This window comes from Cupriavidus alkaliphilus (assembly GCF_014191175.1).
In the GTDB taxonomy this organism is placed as follows: domain Bacteria; phylum Pseudomonadota; class Gammaproteobacteria; order Burkholderiales; family Burkholderiaceae; genus Cupriavidus; species Cupriavidus alkaliphilus.
The window spans coordinates 1,170,255-1,187,714 of record NZ_JACHWE010000001.1; the positions used below are offsets into that span (position 1 = coordinate 1,170,255).

Sequence of the window (17,460 nt, forward strand, 5' to 3'; positions counted from 1 at the left end):
GCCGCGCCGGAAACATTCAGCTGGCGGCGCCGCTGCGCAGTTCTTCCACCAGCGCGATGTACTGCTCCATCGCCTGTTCGCGCGCGGTGCCGCGCAGCGCTTCCCACGCCTCGAACTTGTAGCGGCCGACGAAATCGGTCATGCCGGGCTTGTCGCCGTGCGCATCGCCCTCGCTGCCTTGCTTGAACAGCGCGTACAGGCGCAGCAGGGACATATTGCTGGGGCGCTCGCTCAGTTGCTTGACGTCGATCTGGGCCTGTTCGAAGCGTGCCTGCAGGTCGCTCATGGGGTTCCTCCGTGTGGACTGTCTTGGATTGCGAAAATGCAGCCCGATGATAGCCGCCCCCCGCGGCCGCGCCGTCCGTATAAAACCGAAGAAGCCCTCGATTCCGGGCCCAACGGCTACAATCGCGCCATGTCCTGGATTCTTGCTGTCGAAACTTCTACGGAGTGGTGCTCGGTCGCGCTCGGACGCGCGGCAGGCGCCGGCCTCGAGTGCCTGGTGCGCCATGAGCACACCGGCGCACGCTCGTCGGCGCGCGTGCTGCCGGCTGCCGGCGAATTGCTGGCCGAAGCCGGCATTGCGCTGGCCGATTGCGCGGCCATCGCCTTTGGCGCCGGCCCGGGCTCGTTCACCGGCCTGCGCACCGCCTGCGGCGTGGCGCAGGGGCTGGCGTTCGGCGCCGGCCTGCCGGTGGTGCCGGTCAATACGCTGATGGCCTGCGCCGAACGCGCCCGCGCCGCCACGCCGGCGCTGCCGGACGGCACCGCGGTGCTGGTGGCGCTGGATGCGCGCATGGACGAGGCCTATGCGGCGGCCTTCGGCTGGGACGCGGCCGCGCAGGCGTGGGCGGAACTCACGCCGATGCAGGTCGGCGCGCCGGAAACCGTGGCCTTGCCCGCCGGCGAATTCTGGCTGGCCGGCAACGCCTCCACGGTGTTTGGCGAACGCCTGGCGGGCCTCGGCCGCGCCGCCCGCGTGCTGCCCGAGGCGATGCCCCATGCGCAGCCGACGGTTGCCCTCGCGCTGCGCGCGCTGGCGCGCGGCGAGGCCATCGACGCTGACCAGGCCATGCCGGTCTACCTGCGCGACAAGGTCGCCCAGACCATCGCCGAACGCGAGGCCGTTGCGGCGGCGCGCGCGGCGGCCCGGCCCGGGAGCGCATCGTGAGCGCCGCGTATCCCCTCGCGGACCGCCACGACTGGCCCGAGGTGCCGGCCATGCCGGTGTTGCCCGAGGGCTGGTCGCTGGGCCGCATGAGCGCGCTGGACCTGCAGGCGGTGGCGGGCATCGAGGCGCGCGCCTACAGCCATCCGTGGACGCGCGGCAATTTCGAGAACTCGGTCAAGTCGGGGCATCTCGGGCTGACGCTGCGCGATCCGGCGGGCACGCTGGTGGCCTACGCCGTGCTGATGCCGGTGGTCGATGAAATGCACCTGCTCAACATCACGGTCGAGCCGCAGCGCCAGCGCCAGGGGCTCGGGCGCCTGATGCTCGCGGTGGTGCTGGCGACCTCGCACGCGCACCGCATCCACACCATGCTGCTGGAGGTGCGGCCCTCCAATGCCGGGGCGATCGCGCTGTACCAGGCGGCCGGGTTTGCCGAGATCGGCCGCCGCAAGGGCTATTACCCGGCGCCGGGCGGCAAGCGCGAAGACGCGCTGGTGCTGCGCCGCGCCTGGGCGGCGCAGGATGCCGCCAACGAGGGCACGGAGGGCCAGGCATGAGCCGCCGGGCACAGTTCCTCGAGGTGCTGGGGATCGCCACCGAATGGGTGCCGCGCGCGCGCAACGACGCCCTGGCAGAAGCGGTGCCCGCCCTGGCGCCCGCGCCGGCCGCGATGCCGGTCGCGCAGGCGCCCGTGGCCACGACGGCGGCTCAGGCTGCTCCCGCCGCTGCGGCGGCAGCCGAGGCTGTACAGCCCTTGTCGGCGCCGGCGGTGCAGCCGGCAGCCCGGGCGCCCGCCGTTCCTGCGCTGGTTCCCGCCGGGCCGGCGCCGGGCTCGGCGCAGGCGGAGCGCGAAGCTGCCATTGCCGTAATGGACTGGCCGGCACTGGATGCGGCCGTGGCCGGCTGCACCGCCTGCGGGCTGTGCCAGACCCGCACCAATACCGTCTTCGGCGTGGGTGACCGCCAGGCGGAATGGATGCTGGTGGGCGAAGCCCCCGGCGAGAACGAAGACCTGCAGGGCGAGCCCTTCGTCGGCCAGGCCGGCAAGCTGCTCGACAACATGCTCGGCGCGCTCGGGCTGGCGCGCGGGCGCAATGTGTTCATCGCCAACGTGCTCAAGTGCCGCCCGCCCGGCAACCGCAATCCGGAACCGGAAGAGGTGGCGCAGTGCGAGCCCTTCCTGCGCCGGCAGATCGCGCTGGTCAGGCCCCGCGTAATCGTGGTGCTGGGCCGCTTCGCCGCGCAATCGCTGCTGCGCACCACCACGCCCATCGGCAAGCTGCGCGGCACCGTGCATGCGTATGAGGGCATCCCCGTGGTGGTGACCTACCATCCCGCCTACCTGCTGCGCACGCTGACCGACAAGGCGCGCGCCTGGGAAGACCTGTGCCTGGCCCGTGAGGTCCATGACCGTGCGGGAGCTGGGGCCTGACCTCTCGCTGACCCGCGGCGGCGACGGCCATGGGCCGCCGCACGCGCCGCTGTGGCGCCGCGCTGCGTCGGCACGCGCGCGCGACCTGGCCTGGACCACGCTGTCGCCGCCGCTGCTGGACGCGGTGTCGGGGGCCGCGCTGGCGCGCTGGCCGGCCGGCACCCTCGAGGCCTGGCAGCGCTGGCTCGAAGGCGCGGATCCCGCCGCGCTGCCAGCCACCATCGACGAACTGGCCGACGGCCACGCCGTGCCCTGCGCCGATGCCGACCCCGATCCCGCCAACCGCAGCCTGCGACTGGGGCGGCATGCCGAGCGGCTGCTGCAGTTTGCCCTGCGCCATATGCAGGGGCTGTCGCTGCTGGCCGCCAACGTGCCGGTGCGGCGCGCCGGCCGGCACGGCGTGCGCACGCTGGGCGAACTGGATTTCGTCTGGCGCGAGCTGGACTCGGGTGCGGTGGTGCACTGGGAGATGGCGGCCAAGTTCTACCTGATGGCGGCGGGCGGCCACCAGCCGCCGCGGGCGCAGGATTTCGTCGGCCCGAACCTGGTCGACCGCCTCGGCGACAAGCTCGGCCATATCGTGCACCGCCAGCTGCCGCTCGGGCATACCGCCGAAGCGCGGGCCGCGCTGGGCCATACCGTGGACCGCAGCGAGGTCTACCTGCTGGGCTGGCTGTTCTATCGCGACGGCCAGGTGCCGGCCGGTCTGGAGACGCTGGGGATCGCGCCGGACCACCTGCACGGCTGGTGGTCGACGCTCGATGCCTGGGCCGGGCGCGCCAGGGCGCGCCCGGGCCTGCGCTGGTGTCGCCTGCCGCGTACCGGGTGGCTGTCCGGCGCGCTGGTGCCGGAAGCCGGCACGGCCGACGCCGCCACGCTGCACGCGCTGCTGGCGCAGCGCTTTGCCGATCCGCGCCATGACCACGGCTGGCGCCGCGAGTCGCCGGTAATGCTGTGCGAGCTGGAACCGGCCGGGCCGCAGGCGCCGGGCTGGTGGCGCGAATGCTCGCGCGGGTTCGTGGTACCGCCGGGATGGCAGGAGCGGGCGCTGGCGCGCACCGAAGAGCCGCCGCGGGCAGGCGCGCAGGCGGGGCAGGCCGACGCCTGATGCGGGCTGGCCGGCCGCGCCGCGATGGTGCTAGTGGTGCTTGTCCTCGCCGATCATCGCCAGCGAGTTGAAGGTGCGCACGTTGTACTTGTGCAGCTTGAGCACCAGCGCCATGGTCACGCAGATAAACAGGCCCAGCGCGATGATGACCACGCCGATCGGCACGTTGAGCTTGATCAGCAGCGCGTACAGGCACAGCATCAGCAGCACCGAGACGTTCTCATTGAAGTTCTGCACCGCGATCGAGTGCCCGGCCGACAGCAGCACATGGCCGCGGTGCTGCAGCAGCGCGTTCATCGGCACCACGAAATAGCCCGACATCGCGCCCACCAGCATCAGGAAAACGTAGGCGATGGCCATGTAGAGCGGCATGTGCAGGCCCAGCACGTCGAGCGTGACCTGCGGCATCGCGTCCTTGGTGTAGAACGCCATCACCATCACCGTGGCGCCCATCGCCACGCCGAACGGCAGCACCGACAGCGATTTGCGCAGCGGAATGCGCGCCGCCGCAAGGATCGCGCCGACGGCCACGCCCACGGCCACCACGGCCTGCAGCAGCGCGCCCTGGGACAGGTTCAGGCCCAGCGATTTCTCGGCCCATTTCAGCACGATGAACTGCAGCGTCGCGCCCACGCCCCAGAACAGCGTGGTCACCGCCAGCGAAATCTGGCCCAGCTTGTCGCGCCACAGCGCCAGGAAGCAGTCGCCGAACTCGGCAATCAGCTTGATCGGGTTCTTTTCCTGCGCCGGATAGCGGGCGCCGGTGTCCGGGATGAACAGGTTGAACAGCGAAGCGATCACATAGAACAGCATGATCACCACCATCGCGGCCTCGGCCGGGGTGTCGATGCCGGTATTGATGAAAGGCACGTCCAGGCGCAGCAGCAGGCCGGAGACATGCACGGAAATCAGCGCACCGCCCACCACCGTGCCGAGGATGATCGAACCCACCGTCAGGCCTTCGATCCAGCCGTTGGCCAGCACCAGTTTTTCGGGGGGCAGCAACTCGGTCAGGATGCCGTACTTGGCCGGCGAATACGCCGCCGCGCCGAAGCCGACCACGCCGTAGGCCAGGAGCGGGTGCAGCCCGAACATCATGATGGCGCAGCCGACCACCTTGATGGCGTTGGTGATGAGCATCACCCGCCCCTTGGGCATCGAGTCGGCGAAGGCGCCGACGAAGGCGGCAAGAATGACGTAGGAAAGAACGAAGAACAGCTTGAGCAGCGGAGTCATCCACTGCGGGGAGTGCAATTCGGTGAGAAGGGCGATGGCGGCGATCAGTAAGGCATTGTCGGCCAGCGAGGAAAAAAACTGCGCGGCCATGATGGTGTAAAAACCCTTCTTCATGCTGTCGACTTTCTCTCCATCGCGCGCTCCATTCAGGGGGGCCAGGCTGGTGCCGGCCGCAGAGGCCATGGTTTGCAGGGAACCTTGTGCCGCGGCCGTGTCGAATTGTGTCGTAGGTGCTGCGCTGCGGCGCCGTGAGGCCTGCCTGACAGTCATTGACATAATGCTTCGCTTTTAGAACATGGCCGGAGCGTCCGGCTTTATATCACGAAAACATGACATTCCCGAACCCCGGCAACGGCTCTTTTTGACAGCAAATTGCCTTGCCGATTCCCTGATGACCCCCGGCAACAGCATCCGAATGTGTTCAAATAACGGCTGCCACCGCGGCCCGCCGGACCGGTCTTTCCCTGTTCTGGTGTGCGCCCGGCGAGATATGGTGACTGGGATACCCGGGCGTGCCAATTGCGGGCATCCCGCATATCCGTCGCCGAAGCCGTCGCCGCTACGTGCTGCGGCACAGCGACAGGTGACGTTTGCGCCATCGATACTGAGGCAGAGCCGTCCCTCCAGCCCGCTGGGTGCGCATGAGCCGCCCGCGCCGCTGCCGGCTTTGTCCGCTACCCTGATGTGACTTCCAATGCCAAGACCGATCCAAGCCGTCATCCACCAACCCGCCCTGGCCAACAATCTCGACGTGATCCGCCGCAAGGCGCCCGATTCGCGCGTCTGGGCGGTAGTCAAGGCCAACGCCTACGGCCATGGCATCCGCCGCGTGTTTGCTGCACTGCGTGGTGCCGACGGCTTCGGCCTGCTGGACCTGAATGAGGCCGTGCTGCTGCGCGACCTCGGCTGGCAGGGCCCGATCCTGCTGCTGGAGGGCTTCTTCCAGCCGCAGGACATCGCCCTGATCGAGCAATACCGGCTGACCACCGCGATCCACTGCGACGAGCAGCTGCGCATGCTGGAAAGCGCGCGCCCCAGGGGGCCGCTGGCAATCCAGCTCAAGCTCAACACCGGCATGAACCGGCTCGGCTTCCATCCGGCGGAATACCGCACCGCCTGGGAGCGCGCGCGCGCCATGCCGTGCGTGGGCAGCATCGTCCATATGACGCATTTCTCCGATGCCGACGGCCCGCGCGGCATCGCCCACCAGATCGAGGCCTTCGACGCCGCCACCGCCAACCTGCCGGGCGAGGCCAGCCTGTCGAATTCCGCCGCGGTGCTGTGGCACCCGCAGGCGCACCGCGCCTGGGTGCGCCCCGGCATCATCGTGTACGGCGCCTCGCCCACCGGGCGCGATGCCGATATCGCGGGCACCGGGCTGCAGCCGGCGATGTCGCTGCAGAGCGAACTGATCGCGGTGCAGGACCTGCAGCCGGGCGATACCGTCGGCTATGGTTCGCTCTTCACCGCGGAGCGGCCGATGCGTATCGGCGTGGTCGCCTGCGGCTATGCCGATGGCTACCCGCGCCACGCGTCGGGCTGGGGCGAGCAGCGCGCGCCGGTGCTGGTCGACGGCGTGCGCACCGAGCTGGTCGGGCGCGTGTCGATGGACATGCTGTGCGTCGACCTGACGCCGTGCCCCAAGGCCCGGGTCGGCAGCCCGGTCACGCTGTGGGGCCAGGGCCTGCCGATCGACGAAGTGGCGCAGGCCAGCGGCACGGTCGGCTACGAGCTGATGTGCGCGCTGGCGCCGCGGGTGCCGACCACGGTGGCAACCATCACGGCATCGGACAGCGCCGCGCCCGCGGTCGCCTGATTTGCTCTGACAAGCGGGGCGGATGCGGGCGCAGCGCCGCACGGTTACGCTCAGCACGCGTTGGCTGCCTCAGGCCGCTTCGCCCACTACGCTACCTCCGCGGGCCGGGTCGCTTCACGCCCGGCTCGATTCTTTCTGCAAGGACCTCCGTTGGCCAAGAGCAAGACTGTCTATACCTGTACCGAATGCGGCGGCACCACGCCACGCTGGGCCGGCCAGTGCCCGCATTGCCAGCAGTGGAACACGCTGGTGGAGACCGTCGCGGAATCCGCCGCGAACAAGCGCTTCCAGCCGCTGGCGGCATCGGCCACGGTACGCAGGCTGGCCGAGATCGACGCCGCCGACGTGCCGCGCTTTTCCAGCGGCATCGACGAGTTCGACCGGGTGCTGGGCGGCGGCCTGGTGTCGGGCGGCGTGGTGCTGATCGGCGGCGACCCCGGTATCGGCAAGTCGACGCTGTTGCTGCAGGCGCTGGCCAACCTGGCCGGGCAGCGCCGCGTGCTCTATGTCAGCGGTGAGGAATCGGGCGCGCAGATCGCGCTGCGGGCGCAGCGCCTGGGCGTGGAAAGCCCGTCGCTGGGGCTGCTCGCCGAAATCCAGCTGGAGAAGATCCAGGCCACGCTGGAAGCCGAAAAGCCCGAGGTCGCGGTGATCGATTCGATCCAGACGCTGTATTCCGAGGCGCTGACTTCGGCGCCGGGGTCGGTGGCGCAGGTGCGCGAATGCGCGGCGCAGCTCACGCGCATTGCCAAGAGCAGCGGCATTACCATCATCCTGGTTGGCCACGTGACCAAGGAAGGCAGCCTGGCGGGACCGCGCGTGCTCGAGCATATCGTCGATACGGTGCTGTATTTCGAAGGCGATACCCATTCGTCGCACCGGCTGATCCGCGCCTTCAAGAACCGCTTCGGCGCGGTCAACGAGCTGGGCGTGTTCGCGATGACCGAGCGCGGCCTGCGCGGCATCAGCAATCCGTCGGCGCTGTTCCTGTCGCAGCACGAAGAGACCGTGCCGGGCTCGTGCGTGCTGGTGACGCAGGAAGGCACGCGGCCGCTGCTGGTGGAAATCCAGGCGCTGGTCGATACCGCGCATGTGCCCAACCCGCGCCGCCTGGCGGTGGGGCTGGAGCAGAACCGGCTGGCGTTGCTGCTGGCCGTGCTGCACCGGCACGCGGGCATCGCCTGCTTCGACCAGGATGTGTTCCTGAACGCGGTAGGCGGGGTCAAGATCACCGAACCCGCGGCGGACCTGGCGGTGCTGCTGTCGATCCACTCGTCGATGCGCAACAAGCCGCTGCCGCGCGGCCTGGTGGTGTTCGGCGAAGTGGGGCTGGCCGGCGAGATCCGCCCCAGCCCGCGCGGGCAGGAGCGCCTGAAGGAAGCGGCCAAGCTGGGCTTTACGCTGGCCGTGATCCCCAAGGCCAATGCGCCCAAACAGAAGATCGACGGGCTCGAAGTGATCGCGGTGGAGCGCATCGAGCAGGCCATCGACCGCGTTCGCCACCTGGACTGAGCCATGGACACCGGCATTGCCTTCGAGACCGGCCGCTTGCGGCTGCGCCAGTGGCGCGATGAAGACCTTGCGCCGTTTGCCGCGCTCAATGCCGATGCGCAGGTGATGCGCTATTTCCCGGCCCCACTGTCGCGCGCCGAAAGCGATGCGATGGCCGGGCGCTGCCGCAGCCTGATCGCGCAGAACGGGTGGGGCGTCTGGGTCGCCGAACGCACGGCGGACGATACCTTCCTGGGCTTTGTCGGACTGCATGAGCCGGCCGCCACGCTGCCGTTCGCGCCGTGCGTGGAGATCGCCTGGCGGCTGGCGCGGCACGCCTGGGGCCAGGGCTACGCCACCGAGGCGGCGCGTGGCGCGCTTGCCTACGGCTTCAGCCGCCTCGGGCTGGACGAGATCGTCGCCTTCACCACGCTCGCCAATGCCCGCTCGCGCGCAGTGATGGAGCGGCTCGGCATGCGCCAGGACGCGGTGGGCTTCGATCATCCCGCCTTGCCGCCGCAGCACCCGTTGCGGCCGCATTGCCTGTACCGCTTGCCGCGCGCGGCCTGGCAGGCAGCGGGCGCATGAGGCCGATGCGTCAGTCCGCCACCGGGCAGCAGGCCGGCGCCGCATGTGGCGCCGACGGCAGGCGCGGCAAAATCGGTAATAATGCGCAGCACAGCCGCGCCTCGCACTGACGGCAACGATTTACCGGATCACCTGAGTTCCAATGATGCAAGCCAATTCCCGCCCCTATTTCCTGCTGATTGCCATCGTCTCGTTCGCCCTGGTCGGCGTTGCGCTCTACCTGCAGTTCGAAAAGGGCTACCAGCCTTGTCCGCTCTGCGTGATGCAGCGCTTCGCCTTCATCGGCATCGGCGTGTTCTCGCTGCTGGCTGCGGTGGCGCAGAACACGCGCTCGCTGTGGCAGGGGCTGGGCATGCTGTCCGGCATCGCCGGCATCGCGGTGGCGGTCTATCACGTGTCGCTGCTGCTCAATCCCAAGGCCTCGTGCGGCATCGATCCGCTCGAGAACTGGGTCAATGCGCTGCCCACCGCCAAGGTGCTGCCGCAGCTGTTCTACTCCGACGGCCTGTGCACCGCGCCGCTGCCGCCGGTGCTGGGGCTGTCGGTGCCGGCATGGTCGCTGATCTGGCTGTTTATCCTGACGCTGACGCTGGCGGTGGGGCTGATCCGGAGGGAGAAGAATTTCCGCTGAGGGATGGCGGAGTGCGAATGAAAAACCGGCGCTGGGTGCGCCGGTTTTTTTATTGGGCCTATCGCGGCGTCCCTGTTCTGAGGGTTCGCTCCCCTCTCCCTCCGGGAGAGGGGCGGGGGAGAGGGCAGCGCATCCACGAAGTGACGCGGCGCGATGCTTGCCACGCGCCGGCCCTCTCCCCCGGCCCCTCTCCCGCAAGCGGGAGAGGGGAGCAAACCATCGCCGAATCCGATCAGGCAATCTGCTCGATCTGCTCCTGCAGCTCCAGCCACTTTTCTTCCAGCGTCTCGAGTTCGCCGTTGACCTCGCCCTGGCGCTTGAGCATCTCCATCAGCTTCGTCTTGTTGGCCTCGGCATAGCTGCTTTCATCGGCCATGAACCGGTCGATCTCCACCTTGGCGGCCTGCAGCACCGCCATGCGCTTTTCCACCTTTTCCAGTTCCTTCGTCAGCGGCTTGCGCAGCGCCGACAGCCGCTGGCGCTCGTCCGCTTCGGCGCGGCGCTGGTCCTTGCGGTTGACCGTTGCCGCGGCATCGCCGGCGGCTTCGGACTGGTGCGCCGCGACCGCGGCGTTGCGCTTGGCCGCGGCCTGCTGCAGCAGCCAGTCGCGGTAGTCGTCGAGGTCGCCGTCGAACGGCCGGATGGTGCCGTCGGCCACCAGCATGAACTGGTCGGCGGTGGCGCGCAGCAGGTGCCGGTCGTGCGAGACCAGGATCAGCGTGCCTTCGAACTGCGCCAGCGCCATGGTCAGCGCCTCGCGCGTATCGAGGTCGAGGTGGTTGGTCGGCTCGTCGAGCAGCAGCAGGTTGGGCTTCTGCCAGACGATCAGCGCCAGCGCCAGCCGGGCCTTTTCACCGCCGGAGAAGGGCTCGATCGGCGTGGTCGCCATGTCGCCGCGGAAGTTGAAGCTGCCGAGGAAGTCGCGCAGTTCCTGCTCGCGCACGTCGGGCGCCAGGCGCGCGAGGTGCTGCAGCGCGGAGTCGTGGTCGCGCAGCGTTTCCAGCTGGTGCTGGGCGAAGTAGCCGATCTGCAGCCCCTTGCCCAGGCGCAGGTTGCCCTCGAGCGGATCCTGGGTGCCAGCCAGGGTCTTGACCAGCGTCGACTTGCCCTGGCCGTTCGCGCCCAGCAGGCCGATGCGCTGGCCGTTCTGGATCGACAGCGCCAGGTTGTGCAGGATGGTGACGGGCGGATCGGCTTCGGCATAGCCGCAATCGACGCCGTCGAGCACCATCATCGGGTTGGGCGCGGCATCCGGTTCGCGGAACTCGAAGGCAAAGCCGGCGGCGACGTGCACCGGCGCGAGCCGCTCCATCTTCTCCAGCGCCTTGACCCGGCTTTGCGCCTGGCGCGCCTTGGTCGCCTTGGCCTTGAAGCGGGTGATGAACGATTCCAGGTGCGCGATTTCCTTCTGCTGGCGCACGTAGGCCGCCTGCTGCTGCGCCATCTGCTGCAGCCGCAGGGTCTCGAACAGCGTGTAGTTGCCGCCGTAGCGGCGCAGCTGCTGGTTCTCGATATGCACCGTGACATTGCAGATCGCGTCGAGGAATTCGCGGTCGTGCGAAATCATCACCAGCGTGCCGGGATAGCGCGCCAGCCAGTCTTCCAGCCAGACGATGGCGTCCAGGTCCAGGTGGTTGGTCGGTTCGTCGAGCAGCAGCAGGTCCGACGGGCACATCAGCGCCTGCGCCAGGTTCAGGCGCATGCGCCAGCCGCCCGAGAACGACGCCACCGGCTGCGACACCTGCGCCAGCGTGAAGCCCAGGCCCAGCAGCAGGGCCTCGGCGCGCGCCGGCGCGGTGTAGCCGTCGGCATCGGCATAGGCGGCGTGGGCTTCGCCTTCGGCGCTGCCGTCGCCGCTGGCCTGGGCCGCGGCAATGGCGGCCTCGATCTCGCGCAGGCGGGTGTCGCCATCGATCACGTAGTCGACCGCGGTGCGGCTGACCGCCGGCGTTTCCTGCGCCACGTGGGCGACCCGCCACTGCGCCGGCACGCTGACATCGCCCCCGTCCGGATGCAGTTCGCCGCGCAGCAGCGCGAACAGCGTCGACTTGCCGCTGCCGTTGGCGCCGACGAGGCCCACACGCTCGCCCGGGTTGAGCGTCACGCTGGTGTGGTCGAACAGCACCTTGGTGCCGCGCTGAAGGACTAGCTGGTCGATTCGGATCACGAGAGGGGAAATGCCTGAGTGAAAAACAGAAAAAGCGCCGTGAACGCGGGCCGGGGCCGGCGCTGTGGCGCTGGCCCGCATTGTAGCGTTTCCGGTGCGCCGCACGCCGTGCCGGTGCAGGCGCCGCGCCAAAGCGGGTCGGCGCGTGCACCGCGAAAGTGCCGGCAAGGTGGACAAATCTAGGGATTACCCTCGGTCTGGCAAAACTCTATTTTCTTGAAAGTCGGTTGCGTGTAAATTCATTTTCACAACGAAGCGCACCATGACGCGCTGCCCAGACCAGCCGCTTTCACCATGCCCATTGGCCATTCGATCTCGGACCGCATTGCACGCAGCCTGCCGGCGCTGACGCCGGCGCACCGCCGCATGGCGGAATACGTGCTCGCCAACCTGTTTCGCGCGGCGACCATGCGCATCGATGAATTTGCCGCGGCCGTGGAGGTCTCGGTGGCGACGGCCAACCGCTTTGCGCGGGCGCTGGGATTCGACGGCTATCCGCAGTTCCGGGCCGAACTGGTGCGCGGTTTCGAAGCCACGCTGGCGCCGGTGGAGCGGCTGCGCAGCGAGCTCGAGCGGCCCGCCACCGCCGCCGAAGTCTTCGCGGCCTCGCTGGAAGATGCCGCGGCCAATGCCGAAGCCACCCGGCGCAATATCGACCCGACCGCGTGCGAGCGCGCGGTGGCGGCGATCCTCGCCGCGCAGCGCGTCTACGTGGCGGGCTTCGGCGCCAGCGGTTTCCTTGCGGGCCTGCTGCAGCACGGGCTGGAAATGCATTGCCGCATGGTGACCTCGGTGGCGGGCGCGGGCGGCGCCTCGCATGCGGCGCGGCAGCTGTTCAAGCTGCAGCCGAGCGACCTGCTGATCGTGATTGCCTTTCCGCGCTACGTCACCGACACCATCGAACTGGCCCAGCGCGCAAAGCTGCGTGGCGGGCAGGTGCTGGCGCTGACCGATGGCCCGACCTCGCCGCTGGCGCCGCTGGCCGATATCGCGCTGTATGCGCAGGCCGGCAACCGCCTCTCGGCCAACTCCGATGCCACCGTGCTGGCGCTGATCGAGGCGCTGTGCGGCGCAGTGGCGCACCGGGCCGAACGACCGGTCAAGGCCGCCGCCGAAATGACCGAATTCCTGCTGCCGTGGCTGTATGGCACGCCCGAGGCCGAGCCCGCGCGCCGCGCCGCGCCGATGCCAGTGCCATCCACCGAAGCCAAGACCGGCGCGCGCCGCGCGCGGTCGTCCAACACCCGCAAGTCCTGAATCCCCGAGTCTCCTTATGCAAGCAGCTGTCATTGCCATCCACGGCGGCGCCGGCACCATCACCCGCGCGGCGATGGATGCGGCCCGCGAACGCGAATACATCGAAGCGCTGCAACACGCGCTGCAAGCCGGCCAGCGCATCCTGGCCGATGGCGGCAGCGCGCTCGATGCCGTCACCGAGGCGGTGCGCCTGCTCGAAGAGTGCCCGCTGTTCAACGCCGGCAAGGGCGCGGTGCTGACCCATGCCGGCACCTATGAACTGGATGCGGCGGTAATGGATGGTGCCACCCTCGATGCCGGCGCGGTGGCCTGCGTCACGCGCCTGCGCAACCCGGTGCTGGCCGCGCGCGCAGTGCTGGAGCACAGCGAACACGTGCTGTTTGCCGGCGCCGGGGCCGAGGCCTTCGCGCAGGCGCGGGGGCTGGAACTGGTAGAGGCGGAGTACTACTTCACCCAGGCCCGCCACGACCAGTGGCAGCGTGCGCGCGCCAACGCCGGCATGGCCCTGCTCGACCACGACGCCGCCGCGCTGGCCGCGCAGCAGGCGCGCGGCACGGAGCCGATCGATCCCGACAGCAAGTTCGGCACCGTGGGCGCGGTCGCCCGCGACAGCCGCGGCAACCTCGCCGCGGCCACGTCCACCGGCGGCGTCACCAACAAGCAGGTGGGCCGCGTCGGCGATACGCCCCTGATCGGCGCGGGCTGCTATGCCGACGACGTCGCGGCGGTGTCCGCCACCGGCACCGGCGAGATGTTTATCCGCACCGTGGCCGCGCACGATGTCGCGGCGCAGATGCGCTATGCCGGCGTGTCGCTCGAAGAGGCGGCGCGGCGCGTGGTGATGGAGAAGCTGCCGGCGATCCAGGGCCGCGGCGGCCTGATCGCGGTGGACCGCGCCGGCAACGTCACGCTGCCATTCAACACCGAAGGCATGTACCGCGGTTTCGCCCGGGTGGGCGAGGCCGTCGACGTGTCGATCTACGGCTGAAGCGCCGCGCACCAGCCTGTCCCGCATCCCGCCATACAAGGAGTACCCGTGGTCACTACCGCAGCCCCCGCGCGCGTTCCCGTATCTGGCCTGGTCCTGCCGCCTGAGCGCGTGGTCCAGGTCGACGGGCTCACCGTGCGCTTCGCCACCTCCGAGCGCACCGTCGAGGCCGTGCGCAACCTGTCCTTCCATGTCGACCGCGGCGAAACGCTCGCGGTGGTGGGCGAGTCGGGCTCGGGCAAGTCGGTGACCTCGCTGGCGCTGATGCGGCTGGTCGAGCATGGCGGCGGCAAGATCGCGTCGGGCAGCATGGCGCTGCGCCGGCGCGGCGGCGAGGTGATCGACCTGGCGCGCACCGACAACGCCACGCTGCGCAGCGTGCGCGGCGCCGACGTGGCGATGATCTTCCAGGAGCCGATGACCTCGCTCAACCCGGTGTTCCCGGTGGGCGAGCAGATCGCGGAATCGATCCGCCTGCACCAGGGCAAGAGCCGCGCGGCAGCACGGGCCGAGGCGCTGCGCATGCTGGAGCTGGTGCGCATCCCCGAAGCGCGGCGCGTGCTCGAGCGCTATCCGCACCAGCTGTCCGGCGGCATGCGCCAGCGCGTGATGATCGCAATGGCGCTGTCGTGCAAGCCGGCGCTGCTGATTGCCGACGAGCCCACCACGGCGCTGGACGTGACCATCCAGGCCGAGATCCTGCAGCTGATCCGCGGCCTGCAGGCCGAGATGCAGATGGGCGTGGTCTTCATCACCCACGACATGGGCGTGGTGGCCGAGGTGGCCGACCGCGTGCTGGTGATGTACCGCGGCGAGAAGGTGGAAGAGGGCACCTCGGACGACGTGTTCCGCGCCCCGGCCCACCCCTACACGCGCGCGCTGCTGTCGGCGGTGCCGCGCCTGGGCGCCATGCGCGGCACCGACCTGCCGGCCAAGTTCCCGCTGCTGCGGCTCGACCGCGCCAGCCCCGAGCCGGCCGCGCCGCAGGATACGGTGGCGCCCGGCGTGGCGCCGATCCTGCGGGTGCAGGACCTGGTCACGCGCTTCGACGTGCCCGGCGGCCTGTTCGGCCGCGTGACGCGGCGCGTGCATGCGGTGGAACAGGTCAGCTTCGACCTCTATCCCGGCGAGACGCTGGCGCTGGTGGGGGAATCCGGCTGCGGCAAGTCCACCACCGGCCGCTCGCTGCTGCGCCTGGTGGAAAGCCAGAGCGGCACCATCGAATTCAACGGGCAGAACATCAGCAAGATGGAAGGACCGGCGCTGCAGACCCTGCGCCGCAATATCCAGTTCATCTTCCAGGACCCGTTCGCGTCGCTCGATCCGCGCGTGCCGGTCGGCTATTCGATCATGGAGCCGCTGCTGGTGCACAAGGTTGCCAGCGGCAAGGAGGCCGAGCAGCGCGTGGCCTGGCTGCTCGACAAGGTGGGGCTGGACCCGTCGCACGCGGCGCGCTATCCGCACGAGTTTTCCGGCGGCCAGCGCCAGCGGATCTGCATTGCGCGCGCGCTGGCGCTGAACCCCAAGGTGGTGGTGGCGGATGAATCGGTGTCGGCGCTGGACGTGTCGATCCAGGCCCAGATCGTCAACCTGATGCTGGACCTGCAGCGCGAGCTCGGCATTGCCTTCCTGTTCATCTCGCACGACATGGCGGTGGTGGAGCGCGTCAGCCACCGGGTCGCGGTGATGTACCTGGGCCAGATCGTCGAGATCGGCCCGCGCCGCGCGATCTTCGAGAACCCGCAGCACCCGTACACGAAGAAGCTGATGTCGGCGGTGCCGATCGCCGACCCGGCGCGGCGCCACCTGCGGCGCGAGCCGCTGAACGACGAGATCCCCAGCCCGATCCGCGCGGTCGGCGACGAGCCGGTGGTGCAGCCGCTGGTGCCGGTCGCGGGCAGCGGGGCGCTCGGCCATTTTGTTGCGCGGCACGCCGTTGGCGGCGCTTATTGAAGTTCTGGAAGTCACCAAATTACCAAGGAGAATCGACAATGTCTGCACGTATGGTTTCGCCACGGGTTGCGCCACGATGGATCGCCGGCGCCTTTGTCGGCAGTGTCCTGGGCATGCTGTCCGCGACCCCGGCCCTTGCCGCCAAGGATGCCGTGATGGCGGTGTACTCGACTTTCACCACGCTCGATCCGTACGATTCCAACGACACGCTATCGCAAGCCGCGAGCAAGTCGTTCTACCAGGGCCTGTTCGGGCTGGATAAGGACATGAAACTGGTCAACGTGCTGGCCGACAGCTACGAGGCCAGCAAGGACGGCCTGACCTACACCATCAAGCTGAAGAAGGGCATCAAGTTCCACGACGGCACCACCTTCGATGCCGCCGCCGTCAAGGCCAACCTGGACCGCGTCACCAACCCGGCCAACAAGCTCAAGCGCTACACGCTGTTCAACCGCGTGGCGAAGACCGACGTGGTCGACGCCAATACCGTCAAGGTCACGCTGAAGGAGCCGTTCTCGCCGTTCATCAACGTGCTGGCGCATCCGTCGGCGGTGATGATCTCGCCGGCCGCGCTGCAGAAGTACGGCAAGGACATTGCCTTCCATCCGGTGGGTACCGGTCCGTTCGAGTTCGTCGAATGGAAGCAGCCCGACCACCTGAAGGGCAGGAAGTTTGCCGGCTACTGGAAGAGCGGCTACCCCAAGATCGACACCATCACCTGGAAGCCGGTGGTCGACAACAACACCCGCGCCGCCATCATGCAGACCGGCGAGGCGGACTTTGCCTTCAGCATTCCGTTCGAGCAGGCAGCGGTGCTGAAGAGCAGCGCCAAGGTCGACCTGATCGCGGCACCGTCGATCATCCAGCGCTACCTGACCATGAACACCATGGTCAAGCCGTTCAACGACCCCAAGGTGCGCCAGGCCATCAACTACGCCATCAACAAGGAGGCGCTGGCCAAGGTGGCCTTTGCGGGCTACGCGGTGCCGGCCGAGGGCGTGGTGCCGCACGGCGTGGACTATGCCGAGAAGCTGGGCCCGTGGCCGTATGACCCGGCCAAGGCGCGCGCGCTGCTGAAGGAAGCCGGCTACCCCAACGGCTTCGAGACCACGCTGTGGTCGGCGTACAACCACACCACCGCGCAGAAGGTGATCCAGTTCGTGCAGCAGCAGCTGCAGCAGGTCGGCATCAAGGCGCAGGTGCAGGCGCTGGAAGCCGGCCAGCGCGTGGAGAAGGTCGAGAGCGTGCCCAAGCCCGAAGACGCCGGCGTGCGCATCTACTACGTGGGCTGGTCGTCGTCGACCGGTGAATCCGACTGGGCCCTGCGTCCGCTGCTGGCCTCGGAATCGATGCCGCCCAAGCTGCTGAACACCGCCTACTACAAGAACGAGCAGGTCGACGCGGATATCGCCGGCGCGCTGCGCACCACCGACCGCGGCGAGAAGGCGCGGCTGTACAAGGACGCGCAGGAACGCATCTGGAAGGACGCGCCCTGGGCCTTCCTGGTGACCGAGAAGGTGCTGTTCGCGCGCAGCAAGCGCATGAGCGGCGCGTACGTGATGCCGGACGGGTCGTTCAATTTTGACGAGATCGATATCAAGCAGTGATCGGGAATGTGCGGG

At 69.0% G+C, this 17,460-nt stretch carries 15 protein-coding genes; 12 read left to right on the forward strand and 3 right to left on the reverse strand.

Going from position 1 to position 17,460, the window contains the following annotated elements; translation table 11 throughout:
* Nucleotides 1-16: 16 nt before the first annotated feature.
* The gene (locus FHX60_RS05580; RefSeq protein ID WP_012353003.1) at nucleotides 17-286 is read right to left on the reverse strand and encodes an acyl-CoA-binding protein; all 270 of its coding nucleotides are present in this window, start codon (nucleotides 284-286) and stop codon (nucleotides 17-19) included.
* A 129-nt stretch (nucleotides 287-415) separates the two neighbouring features.
* Here FHX60_RS05580 and tsaB point away from each other — a divergent pair, with 129 nt between their 5' ends.
* From tsaB to FHX60_RS05600, 4 genes are read left to right on the forward strand one after another with little or no spacing between them, the layout of a single operon-like run.
* Nucleotides 416-1,171, forward strand: coding sequence for a tRNA (adenosine(37)-N6)-threonylcarbamoyltransferase complex dimerization subunit type 1 TsaB (gene tsaB / locus FHX60_RS05585; protein ID WP_183282706.1), 756 nt, complete (start codon nucleotides 416-418; stop codon nucleotides 1,169-1,171).
* Nucleotides 1,168-1,728 (forward strand): ribosomal protein S18-alanine N-acetyltransferase, encoded by a 561-nt coding sequence (rimI, locus tag FHX60_RS05590; protein ID WP_183282707.1) that lies wholly within the window; start codon nucleotides 1,168-1,170, stop codon nucleotides 1,726-1,728. Before tsaB ends, rimI begins: the two co-directional genes overlap by 4 nt.
* On the forward strand, nucleotides 1,725-2,603 hold the full coding sequence (locus FHX60_RS05595) for a uracil-DNA glycosylase (protein WP_183282708.1): 879 nt from the start codon (nucleotides 1,725-1,727) through the stop codon (nucleotides 2,601-2,603). Before rimI ends, FHX60_RS05595 begins: the two co-directional genes overlap by 4 nt.
* On the forward strand, nucleotides 2,578-3,711 hold the full coding sequence (locus tag FHX60_RS05600; RefSeq protein WP_183282709.1) for a DUF1853 family protein: 1,134 nt from the start codon (nucleotides 2,578-2,580) through the stop codon (nucleotides 3,709-3,711). Before FHX60_RS05595 ends, FHX60_RS05600 begins: the two co-directional genes overlap by 26 nt.
* 30 nt (nucleotides 3,712-3,741) lie before the next feature.
* Here FHX60_RS05600 and lplT read toward each other — a convergent pair whose 3' ends face one another.
* Entirely contained in the window at nucleotides 3,742-5,061 is a 1,320-nt protein-coding gene (lplT, locus tag FHX60_RS05605) for a lysophospholipid transporter LplT (protein WP_092308765.1), read from the reverse strand.
* A gap of 580 nt (nucleotides 5,062-5,641) precedes the next feature.
* Between lplT and alr the strand changes: the two genes are divergently transcribed.
* From alr to FHX60_RS05625, 4 genes are all read left to right on the forward strand, one after another.
* Complete coding sequence (gene alr, locus FHX60_RS05610) at nucleotides 5,642-6,763, forward strand: alanine racemase (RefSeq protein WP_112774173.1); 1,122 nt, start codon at nucleotides 5,642-5,644, stop codon at nucleotides 6,761-6,763.
* A 150-nt stretch (nucleotides 6,764-6,913) separates the two neighbouring features.
* The gene (radA, locus tag FHX60_RS05615; protein ID WP_183282710.1) at nucleotides 6,914-8,275 is read left to right on the forward strand and encodes a DNA repair protein RadA; all 1,362 of its coding nucleotides are present in this window, start codon (nucleotides 6,914-6,916) and stop codon (nucleotides 8,273-8,275) included.
* Nucleotides 8,276-8,278: 3 nt separating this feature from the next.
* Complete coding sequence (locus FHX60_RS05620) at nucleotides 8,279-8,842, forward strand: GNAT family N-acetyltransferase (protein ID WP_112774174.1); 564 nt, start codon at nucleotides 8,279-8,281, stop codon at nucleotides 8,840-8,842.
* A 145-nt stretch (nucleotides 8,843-8,987) separates the two neighbouring features.
* Nucleotides 8,988-9,473 carry a disulfide bond formation protein B gene (locus tag FHX60_RS05625; RefSeq protein ID WP_092309772.1) on the forward strand — a complete coding sequence of 162 codons (486 nt, stop codon included), beginning with the start codon at nucleotides 8,988-8,990 and terminating at the stop codon, nucleotides 9,471-9,473.
* A 232-nt stretch (nucleotides 9,474-9,705) separates the two neighbouring features.
* Here the strand turns inward: FHX60_RS05625 and FHX60_RS05630 are convergent, their stop codons facing one another.
* A complete protein-coding gene (locus FHX60_RS05630; RefSeq protein WP_183282711.1) occupies nucleotides 9,706-11,640 on the reverse strand; it encodes an ATP-binding cassette domain-containing protein in 1,935 nt (644 codons plus the stop codon).
* A 294-nt stretch (nucleotides 11,641-11,934) separates the two neighbouring features.
* On the opposite strand from FHX60_RS05630, the gene FHX60_RS05635 reads away from it, so the two are divergent.
* Genes FHX60_RS05635 through gsiB form a run of 4 tightly spaced genes read left to right on the forward strand, consistent with a single transcriptional unit; the run spans nucleotide 11,935 to nucleotide 17,445 of the window.
* Nucleotides 11,935-12,897 carry a MurR/RpiR family transcriptional regulator gene (locus tag FHX60_RS05635; RefSeq protein ID WP_183282712.1) on the forward strand — a complete coding sequence of 321 codons (963 nt, stop codon included), beginning with the start codon at nucleotides 11,935-11,937 and terminating at the stop codon, nucleotides 12,895-12,897.
* A 16-nt stretch (nucleotides 12,898-12,913) separates the two neighbouring features.
* The gene (locus FHX60_RS05640; RefSeq protein ID WP_183282713.1) at nucleotides 12,914-13,885 is read left to right on the forward strand and encodes an isoaspartyl peptidase/L-asparaginase family protein; all 972 of its coding nucleotides are present in this window, start codon (nucleotides 12,914-12,916) and stop codon (nucleotides 13,883-13,885) included.
* Between the two features lie 48 nt (nucleotides 13,886-13,933).
* Entirely contained in the window at nucleotides 13,934-15,838 is a 1,905-nt protein-coding gene (locus FHX60_RS05645; RefSeq protein WP_112774178.1) for a dipeptide ABC transporter ATP-binding protein, read from the forward strand.
* Nucleotides 15,839-15,876: 38 nt separating this feature from the next.
* Nucleotides 15,877-17,445: a glutathione ABC transporter substrate-binding protein GsiB gene (gene gsiB, locus FHX60_RS05650; RefSeq protein WP_183282714.1), complete on the forward strand. Its 1,569-nt coding sequence runs from the start codon at nucleotides 15,877-15,879 to the stop codon at nucleotides 17,443-17,445.
* Nucleotides 17,446-17,460: the final 15 nt, after the last annotated feature.

Bases quoted from the DNA above. Each gene is read 5' to 3' on its own strand.
- FHX60_RS05600 (WP_183282709.1), top strand. From the start codon at position 2,578: ATGACCGTGCGGGAGCTGGGGCCTGACCTCTCGCTGACCCGCGGCGGC.
- FHX60_RS05580 (WP_012353003.1), bottom strand. From the start codon at position 286: ATGAGCGACCTGCAGGCACGCTTCGAACAGGCCCAGATCGACGTCAAG.
- FHX60_RS05595 (WP_183282708.1), top strand. From the start codon at position 1,725: ATGAGCCGCCGGGCACAGTTCCTCGAGGTGCTGGGGATCGCCACCGAA.
- FHX60_RS05635 (WP_183282712.1), top strand. From the start codon at position 11,935: ATGCCCATTGGCCATTCGATCTCGGACCGCATTGCACGCAGCCTGCCG.
- FHX60_RS05625 (WP_092309772.1), top strand. From the start codon at position 8,988: ATGCAAGCCAATTCCCGCCCCTATTTCCTGCTGATTGCCATCGTCTCG.
- tsaB (WP_183282706.1), top strand. From the start codon at position 416: ATGTCCTGGATTCTTGCTGTCGAAACTTCTACGGAGTGGTGCTCGGTC.
- gsiB (WP_183282714.1), top strand. From the start codon at position 15,877: ATGTCTGCACGTATGGTTTCGCCACGGGTTGCGCCACGATGGATCGCC.
- alr (WP_112774173.1), top strand. From the start codon at position 5,642: ATGCCAAGACCGATCCAAGCCGTCATCCACCAACCCGCCCTGGCCAAC.
- lplT (WP_092308765.1), bottom strand. From the start codon at position 5,061: ATGAAGAAGGGTTTTTACACCATCATGGCCGCGCAGTTTTTTTCCTCG.
- FHX60_RS05620 (WP_112774174.1), top strand. From the start codon at position 8,279: ATGGACACCGGCATTGCCTTCGAGACCGGCCGCTTGCGGCTGCGCCAG.
- FHX60_RS05640 (WP_183282713.1), top strand. From the start codon at position 12,914: ATGCAAGCAGCTGTCATTGCCATCCACGGCGGCGCCGGCACCATCACC.